The 20,772-nt window shown below is 53.7% G+C and carries 17 protein-coding genes; 7 read left to right on the top strand and 10 right to left on the bottom strand.

All coding sequences use genetic code 11. The features are described from left to right. The first annotated feature begins 10 nt into the window (after nucleotides 1-10). Both Q1A69_RS10675 and Q1A69_RS10670 read left to right on the top strand, forming a co-directional pair. The gene (locus Q1A69_RS10675) at nucleotides 11-733 is read left to right on the top strand and encodes an acyltransferase (RefSeq protein ID WP_299585019.1); all 723 of its coding nucleotides are present in this window, start codon (nucleotides 11-13) and stop codon (nucleotides 731-733) included. Nucleotides 734-768: 35 nt separating this feature from the next. Then, nucleotides 769-1,275, top strand: a complete 507-nt coding sequence (locus tag Q1A69_RS10670; RefSeq protein ID WP_299585017.1) for a shikimate kinase — start codon at nucleotides 769-771, stop codon at nucleotides 1,273-1,275. A gap of 50 nt (nucleotides 1,276-1,325) precedes the next feature. Here the strand turns inward: Q1A69_RS10670 and Q1A69_RS10665 are convergent, their stop codons facing one another. After that, nucleotides 1,326-1,796, bottom strand: a complete 471-nt coding sequence (locus tag Q1A69_RS10665) for an Lrp/AsnC family transcriptional regulator (protein ID WP_299585015.1) — start codon at nucleotides 1,794-1,796, stop codon at nucleotides 1,326-1,328. A 277-nt stretch (nucleotides 1,797-2,073) separates the two neighbouring features. On the opposite strand from Q1A69_RS10665, the gene Q1A69_RS10660 reads away from it, so the two are divergent. Further along, entirely contained in the window at nucleotides 2,074-5,631 is a 3,558-nt protein-coding gene (locus tag Q1A69_RS10660) for an indolepyruvate ferredoxin oxidoreductase family protein (RefSeq protein ID WP_299585013.1), read from the top strand. A gap of 72 nt (nucleotides 5,632-5,703) precedes the next feature. On the opposite strand, the gene Q1A69_RS10655 is transcribed toward Q1A69_RS10660, so the two are convergent. Both Q1A69_RS10655 and Q1A69_RS10650 read right to left on the bottom strand, forming a co-directional pair. After that, nucleotides 5,704-7,014, bottom strand: coding sequence for a porin (locus Q1A69_RS10655; RefSeq protein ID WP_299585011.1), 1,311 nt, complete (start codon nucleotides 7,012-7,014; stop codon nucleotides 5,704-5,706). Nucleotides 7,015-7,344: 330 nt separating this feature from the next. Then, nucleotides 7,345-8,235, bottom strand: a complete 891-nt coding sequence (locus Q1A69_RS10650) for a TraB/GumN family protein (RefSeq protein ID WP_299585009.1) — start codon at nucleotides 8,233-8,235, stop codon at nucleotides 7,345-7,347. Between the two features lie 187 nt (nucleotides 8,236-8,422). On the opposite strand from Q1A69_RS10650, the gene Q1A69_RS10645 reads away from it, so the two are divergent. Next, the gene (locus Q1A69_RS10645; RefSeq protein WP_299585007.1) at nucleotides 8,423-9,541 is read left to right on the top strand and encodes a glycosyltransferase family 4 protein; all 1,119 of its coding nucleotides are present in this window, start codon (nucleotides 8,423-8,425) and stop codon (nucleotides 9,539-9,541) included. A gap of 10 nt (nucleotides 9,542-9,551) precedes the next feature. On the opposite strand, the gene Q1A69_RS10640 is transcribed toward Q1A69_RS10645, so the two are convergent. From Q1A69_RS10640 to Q1A69_RS10630, 3 genes are all read right to left on the bottom strand, one after another. Continuing rightward, nucleotides 9,552-9,989 carry an acyloxyacyl hydrolase gene (locus tag Q1A69_RS10640; RefSeq protein WP_299585116.1) on the bottom strand — a complete coding sequence of 146 codons (438 nt, stop codon included), beginning with the start codon at nucleotides 9,987-9,989 and terminating at the stop codon, nucleotides 9,552-9,554. Nucleotides 9,990-10,581: 592 nt separating this feature from the next. Beyond that, the gene (locus Q1A69_RS10635) at nucleotides 10,582-11,730 is read right to left on the bottom strand and encodes a sigma-70 family RNA polymerase sigma factor (RefSeq protein WP_299585004.1); all 1,149 of its coding nucleotides are present in this window, start codon (nucleotides 11,728-11,730) and stop codon (nucleotides 10,582-10,584) included. 209 nt (nucleotides 11,731-11,939) lie between these two features. Continuing rightward, nucleotides 11,940-12,359, bottom strand: coding sequence for a hypothetical protein (locus Q1A69_RS10630; protein ID WP_299585003.1), 420 nt, complete (start codon nucleotides 12,357-12,359; stop codon nucleotides 11,940-11,942). Nucleotides 12,360-12,619: 260 nt separating this feature from the next. On the opposite strand from Q1A69_RS10630, the gene Q1A69_RS10625 reads away from it, so the two are divergent. After that, complete coding sequence (locus tag Q1A69_RS10625; RefSeq protein ID WP_299585001.1) at nucleotides 12,620-12,943, top strand: hypothetical protein; 324 nt, start codon at nucleotides 12,620-12,622, stop codon at nucleotides 12,941-12,943. Nucleotides 12,944-13,007: 64 nt separating this feature from the next. Here the strand turns inward: Q1A69_RS10625 and Q1A69_RS10620 are convergent, their stop codons facing one another. The 4 genes from Q1A69_RS10620 to Q1A69_RS10605 form a co-directional block, all read right to left on the bottom strand. Next, entirely contained in the window at nucleotides 13,008-13,766 is a 759-nt protein-coding gene (locus Q1A69_RS10620) for a YciK family oxidoreductase (protein ID WP_299584999.1), read from the bottom strand. A 51-nt stretch (nucleotides 13,767-13,817) separates the two neighbouring features. Next, nucleotides 13,818-14,477: an HAD-IA family hydrolase gene (locus tag Q1A69_RS10615; RefSeq protein WP_299584998.1), complete on the bottom strand. Its 660-nt coding sequence runs from the start codon at nucleotides 14,475-14,477 to the stop codon at nucleotides 13,818-13,820. A gap of 17 nt (nucleotides 14,478-14,494) precedes the next feature. Next, the gene (ubiG, locus tag Q1A69_RS10610) at nucleotides 14,495-15,196 is read right to left on the bottom strand and encodes a bifunctional 2-polyprenyl-6-hydroxyphenol methylase/3-demethylubiquinol 3-O-methyltransferase UbiG (protein ID WP_299584996.1); all 702 of its coding nucleotides are present in this window, start codon (nucleotides 15,194-15,196) and stop codon (nucleotides 14,495-14,497) included. Between the two features lie 242 nt (nucleotides 15,197-15,438). Further along, nucleotides 15,439-16,764: a TRZ/ATZ family hydrolase gene (locus tag Q1A69_RS10605; RefSeq protein ID WP_299584994.1), complete on the bottom strand. Its 1,326-nt coding sequence runs from the start codon at nucleotides 16,762-16,764 to the stop codon at nucleotides 15,439-15,441. 188 nt (nucleotides 16,765-16,952) lie between these two features. On the opposite strand from Q1A69_RS10605, the gene gyrA reads away from it, so the two are divergent. Further along, the gene (gene gyrA, locus Q1A69_RS10600; RefSeq protein ID WP_299584992.1) at nucleotides 16,953-19,514 is read left to right on the top strand and encodes a DNA gyrase subunit A; all 2,562 of its coding nucleotides are present in this window, start codon (nucleotides 16,953-16,955) and stop codon (nucleotides 19,512-19,514) included. Nucleotides 19,515-19,681: 167 nt separating this feature from the next. Beyond that, nucleotides 19,682-20,761, top strand: a complete 1,080-nt coding sequence (serC, locus tag Q1A69_RS10595) for a 3-phosphoserine/phosphohydroxythreonine transaminase (RefSeq protein ID WP_299584990.1) — start codon at nucleotides 19,682-19,684, stop codon at nucleotides 20,759-20,761. The last annotated feature ends 11 nt before the right edge of the window (nucleotides 20,762-20,772 follow it).

Genomic DNA, 20,772 nt, shown 5'->3' with positions numbered 1-20,772 from the left:
GAAGTTAACTATGCGCAAGGATCATAGGCCTTACTGGCTAAAGCGCCTGCAGTTACGTTGGCGCAACTGGCGGACAAACTATTTTCTGATTCCACAGTTTGATGCCATTGGTGTCGAACCAGAGGTTATGGACCCCACTTCGGTACACGTATTTGGGAGTAATGTTCGCCTGGGTAATTATCCCCACCTGATTTCCAATGCGGAAAAATGTATCCGTTTTACAACTTTCGGGCACAAGGGCGGCGAGGCTTTTATTACCGTTGGGGACTATGTATTGATTTCTCCTGGGGTGCGTATTTCAGCGGCGCAGTCTATTGAAATTGGTGATGCCTGTATGATTGCGGCCAATGTCTATATTTCCGACTCCGATTGGCACGGCCTCTACAATCGCACCAGACCTTTTCGTTGTACTGCACCCGTGTGCCTCGGCAACAATGTCTGGATTGGTGATAGCGCGACGATTTGTAAGGGGGTAAGCATCGGGGACAATTCCGTTGTCGGCGCGGGCAGTGTTGTCACCAAAGACGTGCCGGCAAATACGGTAGTGGCCGGAAATCCGGCTAAGCCGGTAAAAACACTTAACCCCAAGCGGAGAATGATTACCCGCGAGGCGCTCTTTGCCGATGCTTTTCGCCAGGCGCACAATATGGATGAACTGGATAAATTAATGTTGAAAGACAATAGTTTGCTCGGCTGGCTGCGCGCGTTATTGTTTCCCCGGCGCGGCGATTAAAGGCCGGCCCGTTTTCCCTGCGGACAGGTGAGCTGATGAAAAAAATAAAAAGTATTATTCTGATCGGTATGCCCGGTGCCGGGAAGAGCACTCTGGGCGTTCTACTGGCAAAGGAATTGGCCCTGGATTTTATTGATACCGATGTGTTGATCCAGGCCCGCGAGGGTAAAACTTTGCAGGAAATAATAGCGGATAGTGACTATCTCAATCTGCGAGCTATTGAGGGCGAAGTCATCGCTACTGCTCAGTTGCCCAGGCACGTGGTTTCCACCGGGGGCAGTGCGGTGTATAGCGCGGAGGGGATGGCCAATTTGCGCGAGCAGGGAACGGTTGTTTTTTTGCAGTGCTCCGCAGATGAGCTGCGTCGGCGAATCCACAACTATGAAAGCCGTGGGATAGCCAAGGCACCGGAGCAGAGTTTTGAGGATTTATTTGCCGAGCGTCAGGCCCTGTACCGCAAATATGCAGATATTACGTTGAGCTGCGATGGACTGGATTTACAGCAGGCACTGGATGAGTTGCTGCAGAGGTTGCAGGGATAGTCTTTAAGGGTTTTGAGCCCCTTAGATAGGGGGCTCGAATTTGCGTTATTCTACAGCGGTAACTGGGTAGTATATTTTACTTGCTTAAGGGCAAAAGTGGAGTTTACTGAAGCGACATTGGGCAAATGCACCAGTGAGCGCTTCAGCAGTTGCTCATAGTGCTCAACGCTGTCTACTACTACACGCAGTACGTAGTCTTTGTCGCCACTGGTTGAATAGCACTCAACGACCTCCTGTACATCCTGCACTGCGGTTTCAAAATTGTTCAGGGATTCTTCATCGTGGTTGTGGATGGTCACATAACAGTATACGGTGACACCTAGGTCCAATTTTCGCGGGTCCAGCAAAGTGACGCGGCCGCGAATAATGCCATCTGCCTCCAGTCTCTTGATGCGTCGCCAGCAGGGCGTGTGGGAGAGACCAACTTTGTCTCCGAGTTCCGCCATGGAATAATCGGCGTTCTCCTGCAGCGCTCGTAGAATCTTGCGGTCAAAATCATCCAGGTCTGTCGAACGCTTCATAAAGACTCCTATCCTATAAAAATTAGCTCGATCGAGATTTTCATCACAAATTTACGCACATTTACGTAAATAAAGCAATGCTCTGTTGCGCTTAACGAACTAGTATGACCTGACTAATCCGTTTCAGGCTGAAAGCTTTTTGTGATTCCCCGCCAAAAGACTTTTCAGGGTGGTGAAAAAATGTGCGCTTGGCTGATGCGGTGAAGTGATTCGGAAGAATAATGACTCATAACTCGAACCGGGTTTCGAGAAGAATAAATGACCGGAAATTAGGTGTATGACTGATAAAGTAGCCAGTCCCCAGCGCGTGGTGGACCCCCAGGTAAAGAAACAAATATCACTGGATGATCGCTATACCACTCTCAAAGGCCGTGTACTCCTCTCGGGAATACAGGCCCTGGTGCGCCTGCCTATTGACCAGATGCGCATGGACCAATCCCGCGGTCTGAATACCGCGACTTTTATTTCCGGTTATCGCGGCTCCCCCTTAGGTGGTTACGATTTACAGCTCTCCCGGGCCAAGAAGTTGCTGGACCAACACAATATTCGTTTCCAGCCTGGGGTGAATGAGGAGCTGGCCGCCACAGCTGTGTGGGGCTCCCAGCAAGTTGGCTTGTTCGACGGGGCCCGGGTGGATGGGGTCTGTGGTATTTGGTACGGCAAGACACCCGGTGTAGACCGCTCCTGTGACGCTTTCCGCCACGCTAATGCTGCGGGTTCCTCTCCAAAAGGTGGCGCATTGATTGTCGCCGGCGATGATCATGGCTGTAAATCCTCTTCCTATCCGGGCCAGTCAGAATTTGCTTTCGTGGATATGCATATTCCGGTGTTGAACCCCGCGACAGTGCAAGAGGTTTTGGATTATGGCCACTATGGCTTAGAGCTTTCCCGCTTTAGTGGATGTTGGGTAGCAATGATTACCTTGGCGGAAAATATGGACAGCTCCGCCACCGTGGAAGTGGATCCACAGCGGGTGCAGTTTCACTACCCGGAGATCGAGCGCCCCACGGGCGGCCTCAATATTCGCAAACAAGATAATCCCCTTGAGCAGGAAGAGCGCCTTTGGCGCCACAAGCGTCCGGCGGCACTGGCGTTTGCCCGGGCTAACAAGTTGAATAAAGTGGTGCTGGAAAACCCCCAGGCCAGCCTCGGTATCGTCACTGCCGGCAAGGCTCACTTGGACCTGTTGCAGGCTTTCGAGGATATGGGTATTGATGAGGGGCAGGCCAGGCAGCTGGGTATCCGCATCCTCAAAGTTGGGATGACCTATCCCCTCGACGTACCCGGCATCCAGGAGTTTGCCCGCGGCCTGGATACCCTGCTGGTGCTGGAGGAAAAGCGCAGCCTGATGGAGGTACAGCTCAAAGAGGAGCTATACAACGTACACCTTAAAGATCCTAACTTCCCGCGTATTCTCGGCAAAGTGGACGAGCACGACCAACCTCTGATGCCGGCTTATGGAGAGCTGTCCCCGGCTATTATTGCCCAGGTATTGGGCCTGATCCTGGATCAGGACAAGCTGGGCGAGCGCGGACAACACCGCTTGATGCGTCTCGATGCCCTGGCTCGGCGTATTGCTCAGCAAGCAGGTTCCAGTGTGTCGCGCCTGCCTATGTTTTGTGCTGGCTGTCCCCATAATCGCTCTACCAAGGTCCCAGAGGGCAGTCGCGCCCTCGCCGGTATCGGCTGCCACTATATGGCCCAGTGGCTGGATCGCGAGACCTTCACCTTTACCCAAATGGGCGCCGAGGGCGTCAATTGGGTGGGCCAGGCACCGTTCACTGATGAGAAACACGTGTTTGTGAACCTGGGGGATGGCACCTATTTCCATTCGGGTATCCTGGCGATTCGCGCTTCTGTCGCCGCCAAGGTGAATATCACCTACAAGATTCTCTTTAACGACGCCGTGGCTATGACGGGCGGTCAGCCCCACGACGGAGAGTTGGCACCGGATATGATTTGCCGTCAGGTGCTGGCGGAGGGCGTAGAAAAAGTCGTTCTGGTAATGGATAACCCGGATAAGTATCAGGGTGCTCTGAGCTTCCCCTCGGAAGTGGAGATCCGCCACAGGGATTACATGCCGGCGGTGATGGAAGAGCTGCGTGAAGTGGAAGGCTGTACAGTCATTATTTACGACCAGACCTGCGCCACTGAGCTGCGCCGCAAGCGCAAACGGGGGCTGTTGCCGCAGGCGGAGGGGCGCCCCTATATCAACGAACTGGTCTGTGAGGGGTGTGGCGATTGTGTGCAGCAGTCGAGCTGTATCGCTGTGGAAAAGGTTTCTACCACCCTGGGTGACAAGCGCCGCGTTAACCAGACCGGCTGTAACCAAGATCTGTCCTGTATCAATGGCTTCTGTCCCTCGTTTGTGACGGTAAAAGGCGGCCGCCTGGCTAAGGGGGCACGCGTTGGCGATGTGCTGCGTACAGAGGCGGATAAATTGCCGGCGCCGCAGCTTCCCGGTCTTGGCGAACCCTATAACTTCCTGGTAACAGGAGTTGGTGGTACGGGTGTTGTGACGATTGGTGCGCTATTGGCAATGGCTGCACATATAGAAGGCAAAGCCTGCAGTACCCTCGACCAGACCGGCCTTGCGCAAAAAGGGGGCGCGGTGTATTCCCATATCCGTTTTGCCGCCCAGCCCGATGCGTTGCAGGCGGTTCGGATTTCCGACGGCCGCGCCGATGCGCTGATGGCTTGTGATCTGATTGCTGCCGGTAACCTTGCCGCCTGTCTGGCCAAGCTGGATGAAACCCATAGCCGCGCGGTAGTGAATACTCACCTGAGCCCAACCGCCGCTACTGTTTTGGGGCGTGAAGATGCCCACTCCCCCCAGGCGGTTCTCGACACACTGAGCGACGCAGTTCGCGAACTGGATTCCATCGAGGCCCATCGTCTAACCAAATCTGCGTTGGGTGATACTCTTGCGGCCAATATATTCATGCTGGGCTTTGCCTGGCAAAAAGGCCTACTGCCACTCTCAGAGGAATCGCTGCTGCAGGCGATTGAGCTCAATGGCGTAGCGGTGGAGGCCAACCAGCAAGGGTTTGCCGCGGGGCGACTAGCCGCTGCGGATCGCAAGGTCTTGAATCGTCTTCTTGCCCATGACCGAAAGCCAGCGGCCTTACCGCAGGGGCTCGAAGAAGTGATGGCCCACCGGATTGAACACCTGGCTGGCTACCAAAATGAGCAGTTGGCTAGGCATTATCAGGGGCTGGTGGATAAGGTTAAAACCGCCGAGACTCTCAGGGTACCAGGAGGCCAGGCGCTTGCTGAGGTCGTCGCGCGAAATTATGCCAAGTTGCTCGCCTACAAAGATGAGTATGAAGTGGCGCGCCTCTATACGGATGGTCGTTTTACCCGGTCGCTAAAGGAAAACTTTAGTGGGGACTTTGAGCTCGAATTTAATCTGGCTCCGCCGCTGCTGGCGCGTTTCGATAAGGTACTTGGGCGCCCCCGCAAAATGAAATTTGGTGGCTGGATGTTTAAAGCATTTAGCTTGCTGGCCAAGCTGAAGTTCCTGCGCGGAACAGCCCTGGATATTTTTGGCTATACTGCCGAGCGTCGAATGGAGCGGGCCTTGATTACAGAGTATGAACAGCTGGTTAACAAGGTAGTGAGTGGGTTGAACGAGCAAAATCACCAGGCGGCTATTGAATTGCTCAGCTACCCGGAGACGATTAAAGGCTACGGACATATCAAGGAGGCCAATGTGCTGGAGGCCAAGCAGCAGAGGGAGCAAGCGCTTAGCCGTTTTGAAAACCCCGCGCATAACACCGAGCGAGCTCGAAACGTTGAAATTTTCGATCCAGCCAAAGCCCAGCAAGTAGGCTAAATCGTTTTCCGGTAGCCGTTCTTGGTGATTTTCACCGAGGATGGCTTGCCGGAAACAGGAAGTTAATACTGCCTACCAGAACCCTTGCATACGCACGGCAAACTGTTTGGTTTGATCGCGGATAAAACGGTCATTTCCCAGTGTCACATTCACCATCAGACGCACCTTGGGATTGAAATAATAATTAAACCCAAAAACGAAGTTGCTGACTTTCATGTTGGGAATATCTTTATTTTCGATGATGTCGTAGCGTGCGGTAACCTCGAAAGCCCCCTCGGGCGGTCTAGGTTTGATAGATCTGAAAACTCCACTTTTCTCATCGTAGGGTTTGTGCTGACCGGTGATGGCCCAGCTGCCAGTGATGTACCAGGTGTGTACGCTCTGGTCGCCAATAAAGCAGCCAGTGATGGGGTCGCAAAGAAAACTGGGTGGGCCGCCAAAGAAATCCCCGAAGGTGATTTCTGAGAGGTAAATATCGCCGGAAAAATTACCAAAAGCGTACTCTGATTGAGCGTAAAAAGGTCCGTAAGTACCGGCTAATTCCAGTCCTAGAATCCATACTTCTCCGCCAGGTTTGCCCTGATAAAACTCATCGTCACCGAATTCGCCGAAGAAAAATTCTACCCCGCCGGGGCTCAGGGCTACCAGCTGCTCGGGGCCGCGACGCCCGGCATACTCAATCAAAGCCTCTCGTGGGAGAGTATCTTCATTGGCATCCTCATAGCTAAAAGATGCCCCCAGGTGTACTGTGCTGTCGAAATCGTTGATTGGTGCCCAGGTAAAGCGGGAAGCGGCCCCTACGCCTTCATTGCGGGGATCGCCGGGGTTGCGCAGGTTGAATAGAGTGATCCCAAAAGTATGGCAGCACCAGTGGGTGTTCCAGCCAATTCCCTGTTGCCTGCCGCGATTGTCGAAAATACCGGCTGAGGAGCCAAAGGATCGCTCCATCATGGTGGTTTGATTGGAGGAGGTCAGCTGGCTCATAGAGCGACTTGGCTTAAAATTTCCTATACGAAGATCGCCGTCAAAAATTTCCGTGCCCAGAAACACATCGCGAAGTCCCCCTGTTCCAGAAGAGGCGAAGTCTCTCTCCAATTTGTATTTCCATTCCCATAATTTCCCCCTCATTGTTAGTCGCACACGGCGAAAATCTGTGGTGTTTACCGGTTCTTCAAAGTTGTCGATAATTAAGAGCCTTTGTAGTTGGCCATCGTCCTTGTCAAAAAAGTACGTATCAAAATGGATACGTCCGCCGAGCTCAGCGGAAAAATTATCGTCTTCGGAGGTGATCTTGAGCCCGCCCTCGGTTTTAGCCTTATCGGCAATACTGGGTAAGGGGAAAAATACACAGGCTAGGGCGCAATATAGGCCGTAGTATTTCATTGGGTGCTCTCTGAAAACTGTTCTATCTACAGCGGCGTGTTGTTGCAGTTTAGCAAGCCCGTATGATCAGCTATTGGCTTTGCGCGGGTGGCGCACCAAAGTAGGCAGTGGTGGTGTGTGACTGGCGTTGATCCGCGACCTTGGTTCCAGGGGTGAGTCGATTTGGCTGCAGCCTGGTCATTAAACTAGATAAGCTTTCATCTCATTCATTGTTGCCAGCGCAACCTAGGTTTAGGTGTGCGCCTCAAAGGGTATTCATTGCCCCGCGCCGGCCAGTGGCCGGCGCGGTAAGCTCTTATGCTGAATTACTCTGGTTGATTAGCGGATAACTCAGATGCGTTCCAGTTTATAACCCTCTTTTTTCATCCGTTCCACGATGCTGCCTTGCCCAACTAGGTGACCGGCACCGACAATTACAAAGAAAGAGGAGTAGTTCGGTGCCTTGGACATAATTCGCTCGGCCATCTTTTCATTACGTTGGAAAAACAGTTTGTCGTAAAGTGGTTTGTATTCGGGGTTTTCTGTGAGTCCATCGAGAATGATCAGGCGGTTGAGGGTGTCCTGATCCCCCGCTTTCCAGGCATTGGTGACCTGTGGCAAGAAGGTAGAGATGTCTTCCAGTTGCTCAAGGGTTTGCTGTAGCAAGAGGGCGGGATTATCCAGGCCGTTTAAAAGCTGGAATTGCTGCAATACGCCTTCCAGCTCCAAAACTGGTTTGCCATCTTTTTTGGCTTTACTCAAAAAGTGTCGGTCGATACCCAGTTCCGGGTTGAGGCCGTAAGCCTGCATTTCAATCATGCTCATGGTAATCATGGCGATAGCGGGACGCTGCCGAATAAATATAGCTTCGGGTATATTGCGTTTGTGCATCCACGCCTGCAGTTTCTTGTATAAATCTGGGGGTAGATCGTCGCGCAGACTGCGCTCTCCATGGTAAACCGATTCCATCCTGATTTTTTGTTGCGTTATCACGTCAGTTTCAACCGCGAGGACATCGGCTTCAACGGCAATGGCATCGCTGTTGGCATAGGCGCGTTCAATTCGGGAGCGCATCGGATAAAAATCCTCTGTTGCCAAGTGGATGGATCCGAGCAGGTAGACAGTTTTTTCCTTTTTGGTGGCTTTCCATAAAATACCTTGGTCAGTCTCGGCGGCAGAGGCAAAACCAACAAACACAATAAGAGCAAGAGTGATCGACAGCTTTAGATAGCGATGAAACATTGCTTTTCCCTGAATATATTGAAGCAAAAGATATTAGCACTGGTTAAGCCCGCCTCACACCTGGCGATGGAAGAAGGCAAATTGGCCGTAAAAGACGATTTTGTTGCAAGTCTGTGTGGAATTTACTGGGAAATTATTCTTGTGAGGGTCAAAATGCATCCTTTGTTCCACTTTTGCGGTATGTATTTTGAGAATTGTACAAGTCTGGCCTGAATTAGAGCCTGGGGATACAGGAAAGGCCGCACTGGAATTTATACAGGAGTTGACCCGGCAGGGCGTCAAGCCTGTTGTCATCTCGGCTGGTGGGGCGTTGGTAGCGCGTCTCGAGTTACATGGAATTCAGCATATTCAACTGCCTTTGAACAAGAGGCCCATTTTAGCTATAGCCATGGTGCGTCGCTTACGTAATGCTCTGCAGGGTTTAAATGCCGATGTTATCCATGTGCATGGCCGCTTGGCGGCCCAACTGGTTTGGCGTGCTTGGCGCGGCATGGAGGAAAGTGCGCGTCCCAGTCTTGTTACCCATGTTGACCAATATTATTTGCCCAATCGCAGGGATGCGGGGCTGACTGGTGGTCACTCCGTAATCGTATCCTCTCAGGGAATTGCCGATCATTTGCGGGAGCACTACGGAGAGAAGTTGGCAGAGCCGGTAGCGGTGGTGCACCAGGGAATCAGCTCCCGGGAGTTCGATCGCAGCAAGCCTATTCCGAGCCAGTGGCATTTGCGACTTCTTAATAGCTACCCGCAACTGGAAGGTAAAAACTGGTGGCTTTACTCGGGCTCTCTATCGGAAGAGGGGGAGCTGGATGTGTTTTTGCAGGCTCTGGCACACGCTGTCAATCGCAGTGAAAATTTGTTCGGTCTGGTAGTGGGCGCGCTGCGAGAAGACGATTTGCGCTATGTGCGTAAACTCGAACAGCAGGCCCGTGAACTGGGACTGGAGGGGCGGGTGTTATTTCTGGGGGATAGGAAAGATTTGCGGGAGCTCTATGCTTCCTCACAACTGACCTTTTGCCTGGACGGTGCAAAGGAACCAAGTGGCAAGAGCGCTATACAGGCTTTGGCAATGGGCTGCCCGGTACTTGCCTATAGGGATAGCTGTGCGGGAGAGATACTTGCGCGCTGTTTCCCTGAAGGGATGGTTGAGCGAGAGAGCCCTTCGACTTTATCCGAAGTGGGCCTGGCTCTGATGGCGCGGGGCGCTAAGGCGGAGCTGTATGGTTTTTTCTATGAGGATGCCGTGAAGCAGACGGTGAGCTTTTACCGATCACTGCGTGATTTTTCATTGATGAGTGAGGCCTAACCTTTGCTCTCTAGAAACTAAAATGACCATTGATTGAGGCGAAATCAAAACCAGGGTTGGGGACATTGGTATAGCCATTGGAAAAGTGGCTGTAGCGCAGGGACAACGTATGACCACTGGTAAATCGGTAGCCGAGAGCAAAGTGCAGGGCAAAATTTACTTTGGTGCTGAGTTGAATATCGCCAAACTCGCGCTGACTTAAATAGGAGGCCCCGACACCGGCTTCAGCAAAACTGCCCAGGGGTTCGTTTTGCGGATACCAGCGCAGCACTGGTTTGATTTCGATGATGTTTTGCTGTTGAGTTTCACCGAGGTGTTCCAGGCGCAGATATGAATAACTGCCTTGGCCCCACCACTGCCAAGAATTATTTGCGCTGTTGGAAGAGCTGAACAGGTAGGAGTAGTTCACACCAGCCGCTTTCGCCGTAGAGTTGGCATCCCGTTGCATCAGCACACTTCCCAACCCCTTCCCGGCGCTGATGATTATTTCCTGCCCCGCAAAAGCAATTGGTGAGCAGGAGAGGGTGCAGGTGAAGAGAAAAATACAGCCAACTACTGTATTGTCACTTACGCGCTTTAAAAAATATTTGTTCATGGATTGTGGGGTGATAATTACACAAAAACGTACCTAAGGTGACTCTGCAAAATTCCGAAGTATTTCTGCGGAACTTTAATACCGCGTCTCACGTCTTTAGCTGCCAAGCCACACCCGGTTGAGCTTTCAGGGGGAATCACGCCCAATATTACGGCTTCATGAAAGGTCTGGGTATTCCTGCGAAGCCACGTCCCGATTGTGAGCAGCGCTGAAAGCCAAAAAAGTATTACGGAATAATTTAGAGCTTCTCTAAGACTAGTGGGAAAGTGATTGATGGCAAGCGCACTGGGTGCCGTTCGCCATCGGCTTCCTCTTGTTTGATTAGGCTTGAAATCCGCCCTCATTTTTTATGGCTTGGGGAGCCTCTGAACAAGTCCTTAATTTCTTCGCAGCCTGCAGGGCTACCCTTTCCTATTCCTAAATTATTCAGAGGCTTCTCGAGCTGCTAGCGCCACTGTCGCTTTAGTTGACGGATAGCATCGGAGTGTAATTGACGCGCGCGCTCCTGGCTAAGACCCAGCTGCTCACCGATGACACGGAAAGAGCAATCCCTGTCTGAGATCAGTCCATAGCGCAGATTTAGAACCGTCCTCTGGCGAGCGGGTAGTCGGTCGACCGCTTCGCGTAGACGCTCAGCCAGTTCTTGATTGGTTACCAGCTCATCGGTGTTGTAGAGTTCATCGGCGGGGGCGTAATCCAGGCGGGTGCTGCTCTGGTCGTCTGCGACAGGGTCGTCCAGGGAGCCTGTGGGACCAGGCAGCTTGAGTAAGCTCTGGATACGTTCGAGATCCAGACCTGTGTGTCTGGCTAGGTTTTCATCCGAGGCGGGTTGTCCCAGAGCGCGGACCTCACCGATTGCCCGGTAAATCGCCCGCAGGTCATCCTGGACATTGGCTGGCTGGCGAACCAGGTCCTCATTGCGGCGCATAGCCAGCTGTATTTCTTGCTGAATCCACCAGTATGCATAAGTTGAGAAGCGGTATCCCATTTGCGGTTTGAAACGCTCAATCGCTTTCATCAAGCCGACATTGCCTTCCTGAATTAAATCAATAAAAGGCACGGAGGGATTGCGGAAGCGTTTGGCTATGGCGATAACCAGACGCAAATTGCACTGGATGAGTTTTTTGCGTTGCGCCTGAAAACGCCTGAGTAGCCCGCCAAGTCTGCTTCTTTCCCGCCGTGTGAGCTCGTCGAGAGTCAGTACCTTCTCCGTATGGGCTATGATCAAACCGTGATCATAGGCGCCAGTGCTACCGCGTTGCTCCACTCCCTCGCTGCGCAACTGCACAAGCTCGGTACCACTCTGTTGCAATCTCTCGATGAGAGTATCCTCAAGATCACGCAGCAGGCAGGTGGTGCTGTGTTCCTCCTCGGGGGTGAGTAATTCAAGCCGGTAGAGGTGCTTGAGGTAGCTCTGCATTGGGGTACTGCCGCTTTCGCTCAGTGGTTCCCCAGTTGAATGAATCTCTTCGACATCGGGTCCGGAATCTTCTGCCGGGCCACGACTTTCCGCATTGGAGCAGGAATCGGAGAGGGCGTTGTCTGTATCCTTCAGCCAGTCTTCATCCCTTGAGTAGAAATTTTCTCGGGACAAGTGCTTTAACCTTCTGTTGACTGCGTGAACGATATGTCTCGTTTGGTCTCTCCAGGCGCTTTGGCGTTCATTTCACCTTAACAATAGTTGAAGGTTGAATATGACGCCTGAATAAGGCTGACTCGCGGGTTTTTTGGTTAAGGTGGAGTATCGCTGGGTGGCGCGGGTGCTGCCCTGAAGCGTCAGCACCTTGGTGTGGGGAAGAGGGCCTATTTCAGGCGCCTGACCCGCATTTTCTTCCCGCCTTGGGTAGGCTTCATAAAGAAGGAGCCGAACATGGCGCGCTCCACTATAACGAGATCGCCGGCTTGCCAGAATATGCGGCCAGTATCATTCTGCTTCCAGATTTGGCCGTTCTCCAGGGTGACGATCTTTTTATCGTGGGCGCCGTCCTGGATATCTGCGATTTTTGCTTCGATCGACTCTGGAGCTTCGGCAATTTGCTTCAATTCCTGACCAAAATCTTGTTCGGCGAGTTTCTCCAGGGAGAGGCTCAACTTGTCATAGCAGGACAATCGGTCCGTATTGGTTGTTATTTCAGAGCACTCTTTGAGTTGCTTGCCAAGGGAATTGGCGTAAATGGTGGGGGCGAGTAGGGTCAGCAGGGAGGCTATAAAAATTCGTTTCATGACTATTTATCGCATTATTTGCCAAGTGTGGCCTTTATTTTGCCGGAGCCGCCCGTGATGGACAATTGGATTTGTGCGCCTCAGCACGCTTTTAACGGAACCCGCATGGAAAAATAGCTTCAATAGCGTTGTGCCGATTAGCCGCGTAAAGGCTTCAATTCGGCTCAGCTGCCATAGCGGTACTTGCCTTGAGGGTTTCGCAAGTATCTGGCTATTGGTTGGGTTTAAACTATAGACAAAAACTATCCAGGGGCGGAAAAATGAAAAGTCTTATCACTCCCGCAGTGTTATTGGCTACTGCAGGTTACCTCGGTATGGAGGGGTTGCGCCTCTCATTTTCAGGCGAGGCTTTTGCCTCGGCGGGAGTGGTCACGGCGTCCCAAACTCAACAGGGGCAGGGTGTGGAGCGGGAATTTTCCGGCAGCGGCGGCAAGAAGGGCGAGATACTCGGCGGCAGTGAGATGATGGAGTTTGATGGGGATATTTTTGCCGATGTTCCTGAGCAGACTGAAATAGGCGATAGAGCAGGGCAGGGGCAGGGGAGCCAGTCGGGAGAAGATTCCCCAGGTAAGCGCCAGGGTTAATATTTACCGCTATTGATCACAATAAAAAACCGGGTGCCACCCGGTTTTTTATTATTGGTATTATTTAGCGCTTTTGGGCGCTGAAATGTTTGCCGCTTTGGTTCCGGCTGTCATCGCCCATCAAATATAAGTATGTGGGCATAATTTCTTCCGGGGTGGCTACGGATTTGGGGTTTTCTGCGGGATAGGCCGTTGCGCGCAGGGCAGTGCGTGTGGCGCCTGGGTTGAGGCTGTTTACCCGAATATTCGAGACCCCTTCCAGTTCATCGGCGAGCACCTGCATCAGTCCTTCCGTGGCGAACTTTGACACAGAGTAGGCGCCCCAGTAGGCCCTTCCTTTCACGCCAACACTGGAACTGGTGAATATCACCGATCCAGCTTCAGATTTTTCCAGCAGTGGTAACAGCGACTTGGTGAGTCCAAATGCTGCGTTCACGTTAACCTGCATCACCTGTTGCCATGTGGAAAAATTGTAACTAGTCAAGGGGGTGCGCTGTCCGAGCAGGCCTGCATTGTGTAGCAGGCCATCGAGGCGGCCAAACTCCTGATCGATCGCCTCGGCGAGATTTTCAAAATTTTCTATGCGGGCTTCACTGAGGTCCATGGGGAAAATAGCCGGCTGCGCCCCTCCGGCGGCTTCAATCTCGTCGTAGACCATTTCGAGTTTGGGGGTGGTGCGGCCCAGTAGTATCACGGTGGCCCCGTGAGCAGCGAAAGTTTTCGCGGCTGTTTTTCCAATGCCGTCCCCGGCGCCGGTAACGAGTATGATTTTATCTTTCAGTAGGTTGGAGGGCGCGACATAGTCGCCGGCAAATTCAGACATGAAAAATCCTGATGCTGGCGCCCAGCATCGGGCCGGGCATGATTTCGAAAGTTAAATATAGTGTTGCTGTAGCAGGGGCCAGATTTCATCCACTGAGCTGACCAGGTGATCGGCACCCCAGTTGGCGGGGTTGTCAGAGGCATCGATATAACCGTACGCACAGGCAATGGTGGGCATGCCCGCACGCTGACCGGCAATAATATCCCGCTGGTGATCGCCGATATAGACCGCCTCCCCTGGAGTGCAGCCTATTTTGCTGCAGGCGAGCAAAATCGCTTCGGGATCCGGTTTGGATTTGCTCACATGATCGGGGCAAATAACCGTGGAGGCCGGTGGCAGGTATTCAAATGCCTGCATAAGTGGGACAGTGAATGCCTCTGGTTTATTGGTAACAATGCCCCAGGGGATTTCATTTTGTGCGAGTGTGTCGAGCAAGGGTTCTATGCCGGGGAAAGGCACGGTTTGCTCAGCTAGGTGGGCCAAGTAAAGGTCTAGTAGGCGCTGCAATAGGCTGGAAAATTCGGGGTCGCCCTCCTGCTTACCAAACCCGAGGGTAACGAGGGCCCGAGAGCCGCTCGAAACGGTGCCGCGGATAACCTGATCGGGCAGGGGGGGCAGCTGCTCCTGCTGTCGCAACTGGTTGAGCACGACGATAAAGTCCGGTGCGGTGTCGAGGAGAGTACCATCCAGGTCAAATAAAACAGCTTTCATTGTATGGTTCACTTCGCTTACTCGGGTTTGCTGGCATACATCAGGTAGTTGACGTCGACATCGCGGGGATTGAGTTTATAAGTGCGTGTCACCGGGTTGTAGGTCATGCCGGTCATATCGCGCAGCTCCAGGTCCGCCTCGCGCAACCAGGCCCCCATTTCTGAGGGGCGGATAAACTTGCTGTATTCATGGGTGCCTTTGGGTAGTAAGCGTAGGATATATTCCGCTCCCACCACTCCGAAAAGCCAGCCTTTGGGAGTGCGATTAATGGTCGAGAAAAATAGGTGGCCGCCTGGTTTGACGAGCTTCGCACAGGCGCGGATTACCGAGGATGGATCGGGTACATGTTCGAGCATTTCCAGGCAGGTAACGACGTCATAGCTACCCGGTTGTTCCTCGGCAAGTGCCTCCACGGCGATTCGTTGGTAATCCACATTTACGCCGCTTTCGAGTGCATGGAGTTTGGCGACGTTGAGAGGCGCTTCCCCCAAATCAATACCTGTAACGGTTGCGCCTCTTTGCGCCATGGCCTCGGTTAGAATGCCCCCACCGCAACCGACATCCAACAGTTTTTTTCCGGCCACTAAAGCATGCCTATCAATATAGTTGGCACGCAATGGGTTGATTTCATGGAGCGGTTTAAACTCGCCTTTTTTATCCCACCAGCGGCTGGCGAGCTGCTCGAATTTGGCGATTTCCGCGGGATCTACATTACTCATGAATTTCTCTGCAAACTCCGTCGCTGTTAACCCGGCAAATAAGCCAGCGGGTTAAGGCGGCACAACAGCGTGCCCTCACCGGCTGCTGGCCGGCGCAAGCCTGTGAAATACCGGTAGGTTCGCTTGGCGGCGCCAGTACTTCGCGGGCGGTAATAAAGCCGGTGAGGGTTCATCGGTTTTATTGTCTGATTAATGGATAGCCGGTTGTTTTCAGTGGCTGAAACGCGGCGATCAAATCGCGGCTAGCGCGAATGGCCGGAGATTCTATCACGCCACAGTTGTGCCCGCTGGATTACCTCTGTCTCGTTCAGGGTGAGCAACTGGCGTTCTCTCAATAATTGTTTTCCCGCCACCCAAACATCGCTGACATTGTGGCCTCCGCCGGCGTAAATGAGTTGAGACATGGGGTCGTGTACTGGTTGTTGCTCCAGGCCGGCCAGATTGATTGCGGCGATATCGGCGCTCTTGCCGATTTCCAGGCTACCGGTCTCCTCTTCAATGCCCAGTGCGCGGGCACCGTTGATGGTGGCCATTGCCAGGGCCTGGTGTGCGGGTAGTGCGGTAGCCTTGCCGCTGACAGCCTTGGCCAGTAGCGCGGCGGTATTGGCTTCGGCAAACAAGTCCTGGCTGTTGTTGCTGGCGGCACCGTCAGTGCCCAGTGACACATTGATACCGGCATCGAGCATCTCCATGGTGGGGCAGAAGCCCGAGGCAAGTTTGAGGTTGGATGATGGGCAGTGGGCCACGTGCGCACCGCTGGTTTTTAACAGTTCTATATCCCGCTCATTGGTCGCAACCATGTGCACACAGAGGGTCTGTGGATTCATCAGGCCCAGGCGCTGCAGTCGCTCGGTGGGGCGTACACCATTTTGCTTTAAGGCCGTTTCCACTTCCTGGTAAGTCTCGTGCAAATGTATTTGCACGGGAATTTGTGCCTCGGCGGCGCACACAGCAATCTTTTCCAGGGTCTGGTCGCCAACCGTGTAGGGCGCATGTGGCGCAAAGACGACTTCGATGCGTTCATGGGCGCGGTAATCGTCGCGCAGGGTCAGCCCCTTGTGCAGGGCCTCTTCGGCGTGTCGGCTCCAGGGGGTGGGTACATCCAGCACGGGGAAGGCGATGTGCGCGCGGATACCGGTTTCCCGCGCGGCGATAGCAACGGCCTCCGGGAAAAAGTACTGGTCAGAGAAGGTCGTGGTGCCCGAGCGCAACATCTCGGCAATGGCGTGGCGGCTGCCATCGGCGACAAACTGGGGTCCAACCCAGCGCTGTTCCGCGGGCCAGATGTGCTGTTCCAGCCACTCCTTGAGCGGGCGGTCATCGGCATAGCCGCGCAGCAGTGTCATTGGAGCGTGGTTGTGGGTATTGATTAGCCCCGGAATCAGGGCGTGCTGCCCGAGTTCCACTTCCTGTTTTGCCTTGAAGCGAATCTTGGCCTCTGAAGAAGGCAGCAGGGCGGTGATGCGTCCCTGTTCTATGGCTAGAGAGCAATTTTCGTACACTTTTTGTGTGGGGATCACTGGGATAATCCAGCGTGCGTGAATCAGGGTGTCTATGGGTTGGAGCATGGGAACTTGGCAGCGGCGGTTAGGGTGGGGTTTTACTTTAGCGGCAGAGTTGACCTGCGGCAACAGGGGCCTGGAGACGCTTCAGAAGTGCGTGGGGGCAGCCTCCAAAGGCGTCAAACTGTGCTAGAATCGCCCGCTTATCCGGGCTCAGTACTCATGCCCGCGCTATAAAAGGAACGTCGTAAGCCATGGGCGAATTAGCCAAAGAAATCTCTCCGATTAATATCGAAGAAGAACTCAAGCAGTCTTATCTCGACTACGCCATGAGCGTGATTGTCGGGCGCGCGCTGCCGGATGTGCGCGATGGCCTCAAGCCGGTACACCGTCGTGTGCTCTTCGCTATGAGCGAGCTTAAAAACGACTGGAACAAATCCTATAAAAAGTCAGCGCGTGTCGTTGGCGATGTAATTGGTAAATATCACCCGCACGGGGATACCGCGGTCTACGACACCATTGTGCGTATGGCCCAGCCGTTCTCTATGCGCTACACCCTGGTGGATGGCCAGGGTAACTTCGGTTCTATTGATGGCGATAGCCCGGCCGCCATGCGTTATACAGAAATTCGCATGGATAAGTTGGCCCACGAGCTGCTGTCCGATCTCGATAAAGAAACCGTCAACTTTGTCGACAACTACGATGGTTCCGAGCAAATGCCAGAGGTGTTGCCCTCTCGCGTGCCGAACCTGCTGGTCAATGGCTCCTCTGGTATTGCGGTGGGCATGGCCACGAATATCCCCCCACACAACTTGGGTGAGGTTGTCAGTGCCTGTCTGGCACTGATTGGCAATCCCGAGCTGTCCGTCGACGACCTGATGGAATATATACCCGGGCCTGATTTCCCCACGGGTGCAACCATTAATGGCCGAGCCGGTATCCTGATGGCCTACCGGACCGGCCGCGGGCGTATTTATGTCCGCGCCAAGGCCGATGTGATTCGCGATGACAAGACCAATCGCGAAACCATCATAATCACCGAGATTCCCTTCCAGTTGAACAAGGCGCGTTTGATTGAGCGCATTGCTGAGCTTGTGAAAGAGAAGAAGATCGAGGGTATCTCTGAACTGCGCGACGAGTCCGATAAAGACGGTCTGCGCGTGGTGATCGAATTGAAGCGCGGTGAGCTGGGTGATGTGGTTCTGAATAACCTCTACTCCCAGACTCAGCTGGAAAGCGTATTCGGTATCAATATGGTCGCTCTGGTCGACGGCCAGCCGAAGGTACTGAACCTGAAGGAGCTGCTCGAGCACTTCGTGCGTCATCGCCAGGAAGTGGTTACCCGTCGTACGGTTTACTTGTTGCGCAAGGCGCGTGAGCGCGGCCATATCCTGGAAGGTCTGGCTATCGCCATTGCCAATATTGACCCGGTCATTGAGTTGATCAAATCCTCCTCGACTCCAGCGGATGCCCGCGAGGCGCTGTTGGCCAAAGGTTGGCCGGTGGGCAATGTACAGCAGTTCCTGGAGCGTGCCGGCGCCGATGCCTGTCGTCCGGATGACCTGCCGAGTGAGTTCGGTTTGCGCGATGACGCTTACTATCTCTCCCCGGCCCAGGCTCAGGCCATTCTCGAGTTGCGCCTGCACCGCCTCACCGGTATGGAGCACGATAAATTATTGGCGGAATACCAGGATCGACTGGAGCAGATCGCAGAATACCTGCATATCCTTGGCAGCTTCGAGCGTCTAATGGAAGTCATCCGCGAAGAACTGGAGCAACTGTCAAAAGACTTTGGCGATGAGCGTCGCACGGATATCGTTGCGTCCCGCCAGGATCTTACTGTGGAAGACCTGATCACCCCGGAGGATAAAGTAGTAACCATCTCTCACGGGGGTTACGCGAAGAGCCAGCCGCTCACCGATTACCAGGCCCAGCGCCGCGGTGGTATGGGCAAATCCGCCACCCAGGTGAAGGACGAGGATTTTGTCGAGCACCTGCTGATCGCCAACTCCCACGACACTATTTTGTGTTTCTCCAACAAGGGCAAGGTGTACTGGCTTAAGGTGTACGAAGTCCCCACCGCCGGCCGAGCTTCTCGTGGGCGCCCGGTGGTTAATATGTTGCCGCTGGAAGAGGGTGAGCGCATCAGCAGCCTGATGCCGGTTTCCGAGTACGATGAGAAGCACTTTATTTTCTTTGCTACTGCCAGTGGCACGGTGAAGAAGACCCCGCTCACCGCCTTTGCCCGTCCGCGCAGCGTAGGGTTGCGCGCCATCGAGTTGGAAGAGGGAGATCGTCTTGTTGCCACGGCAGTGACTGATGGCGAGCGCGATGTATTGCTGCTCACCAGTGCCGGTAAGGCCGCACGCTTCTCTGAGGCGAATGTGCGCTCCATGGGGCGTGTCTCTCGGGGTGTGCGCGGTATCCGCATGCAGGAAGGCCAGGAAGTGATCGCTATGGTGATCCCGGAAGAGGGCGGTTCTGTCATGATGGCGACCGAAAACGGCTTTGGTAAGCGCACCGCTATTAGTGAGTTCCCCACTAAGGGACGCGGTACTCAGGGCGTTATTGCGATTGCAGAGAGCGAGCGCAATGGTGCCCTGGTTGGCGCCTGTCAGGTGCACCCCGGTGAGGAGATGATGTTGATCTCCGACCAGGGTACTCTGGTGCGCACCCGTGTCGATGAGGTTTCCGTTCTGGGCCGCAATACCCAGGGGGTGCGTGTCATTCGTCTTAAGAGCGGTGAGAAACTCGTGGGACTTGGGCGCATCGAAGAGACCGAGGATGAGGGTGAAGATAACGGTGGGGAGGAGTGATCCACCCTTCGGTATCATTAAGAAAGGCTGCGATTATCGCGGCCTTTCTTGCCTCTGGCGCCCTAAAAAAAGCCTGAAAGCGTGATGCTTATCTCCCTGAAGGGCGGTTTGTGCGTCGGCACATCTAGTTGAATTTGAAACCATTTTGAGTTTTTGGAAATCAGATCATGAGGAAATATAACTTTTGCGCCGGCCCCGCCGCTCTGCCGGAACCGGTTTTACGGCAGGCACAACAGGAACTGCTGGATTGGCGCGGGTTGGGCTGCTCGGTAATGGAGGTGAGTCACCGCTCGCCGGAATTTGTCGAGGTGGCGGAGCGCGCTGAGCAGGACTTACGTGACCTGCTGACGGTGCCAGATAATTATAAAGTGCTGTTTCTACAGGGCGGGGCCACGGGGCAATTCAGCGCGGTGCCCTGGAACTTACTGGGTGCGGACTCTAAGAGAGCCGACTTTATTCACTCTGGGCAATGGGCAGCCAAAGCGATTAAAGAAGCTAGGCGCTATGGCGAGGTCAACGTGGTGGCGTCCAGTGAGGATCGCAACTTTAGCTACGTACCGGCCAGGGGTAGCTGGCAGCAGTCTGAAGGGGCGGCCTACCTTCACTACACTCCCAACGAAACTATTGGCGGTATTGAATTCGACTATGTTCCAGAGGTGGATTGTCCTCTGGTTGCGGATATGTCCTCGAATATACTCTCCAGCCCTATCGATGTAGAAAAATTCGGTGTGATCTATGCCGGCGCACAAAAAAATATAGGGCCTTCGGGGATTGCCATCGCCCTTGTGCGCGAGGACCTGCTGGATAGGGCCATGGACAATATACCCCGAAGCCTCAGCTGGAAAGTGGCGGCGGATGCGGGCTCTATGGATAACACACCGCCGACCTTCGCCTGGTATCTTTCCGGGCTGGTTTTTCAATGGCTAAAGGCTCAGGGTGGGGTCGAGGCCATGGCTGAGCAGGCTATGAAAAAATCCACTCTGCTCTACGAGTTTCTCGATGCCAGTGATTTCTATTCCAGTCCAGTAGAGAAGTCGAGCCGCTCGCGTATGAATGCTCCCTTTGTTTTGGCGGATGATCGTCTCGACAAGCAGTTTCTATCAGAGGCGGAGAAGGCTGGGCTTCTCAGTCTAAAAGGGCATCGCTCCGTCGGGGGGATGCGTGCTTCGTTATACAACGCAGTCCCTTATGAGGCGGTAGAGGCCCTGGTGGCCTTTATGGCGGACTTTGAAGCCCGCCGAGGCTAGAGATCAGGCAA

It is taken from the genome of uncultured Microbulbifer sp. (assembly GCF_947498635.1).
GTDB classification, from domain to species: domain Bacteria; phylum Pseudomonadota; class Gammaproteobacteria; order Pseudomonadales; family Cellvibrionaceae; genus Microbulbifer; species Microbulbifer echini.
Note: the sequence above shows the minus strand (reverse complement) of the source record. Positions and strands in the feature narration are given on the sequence as shown.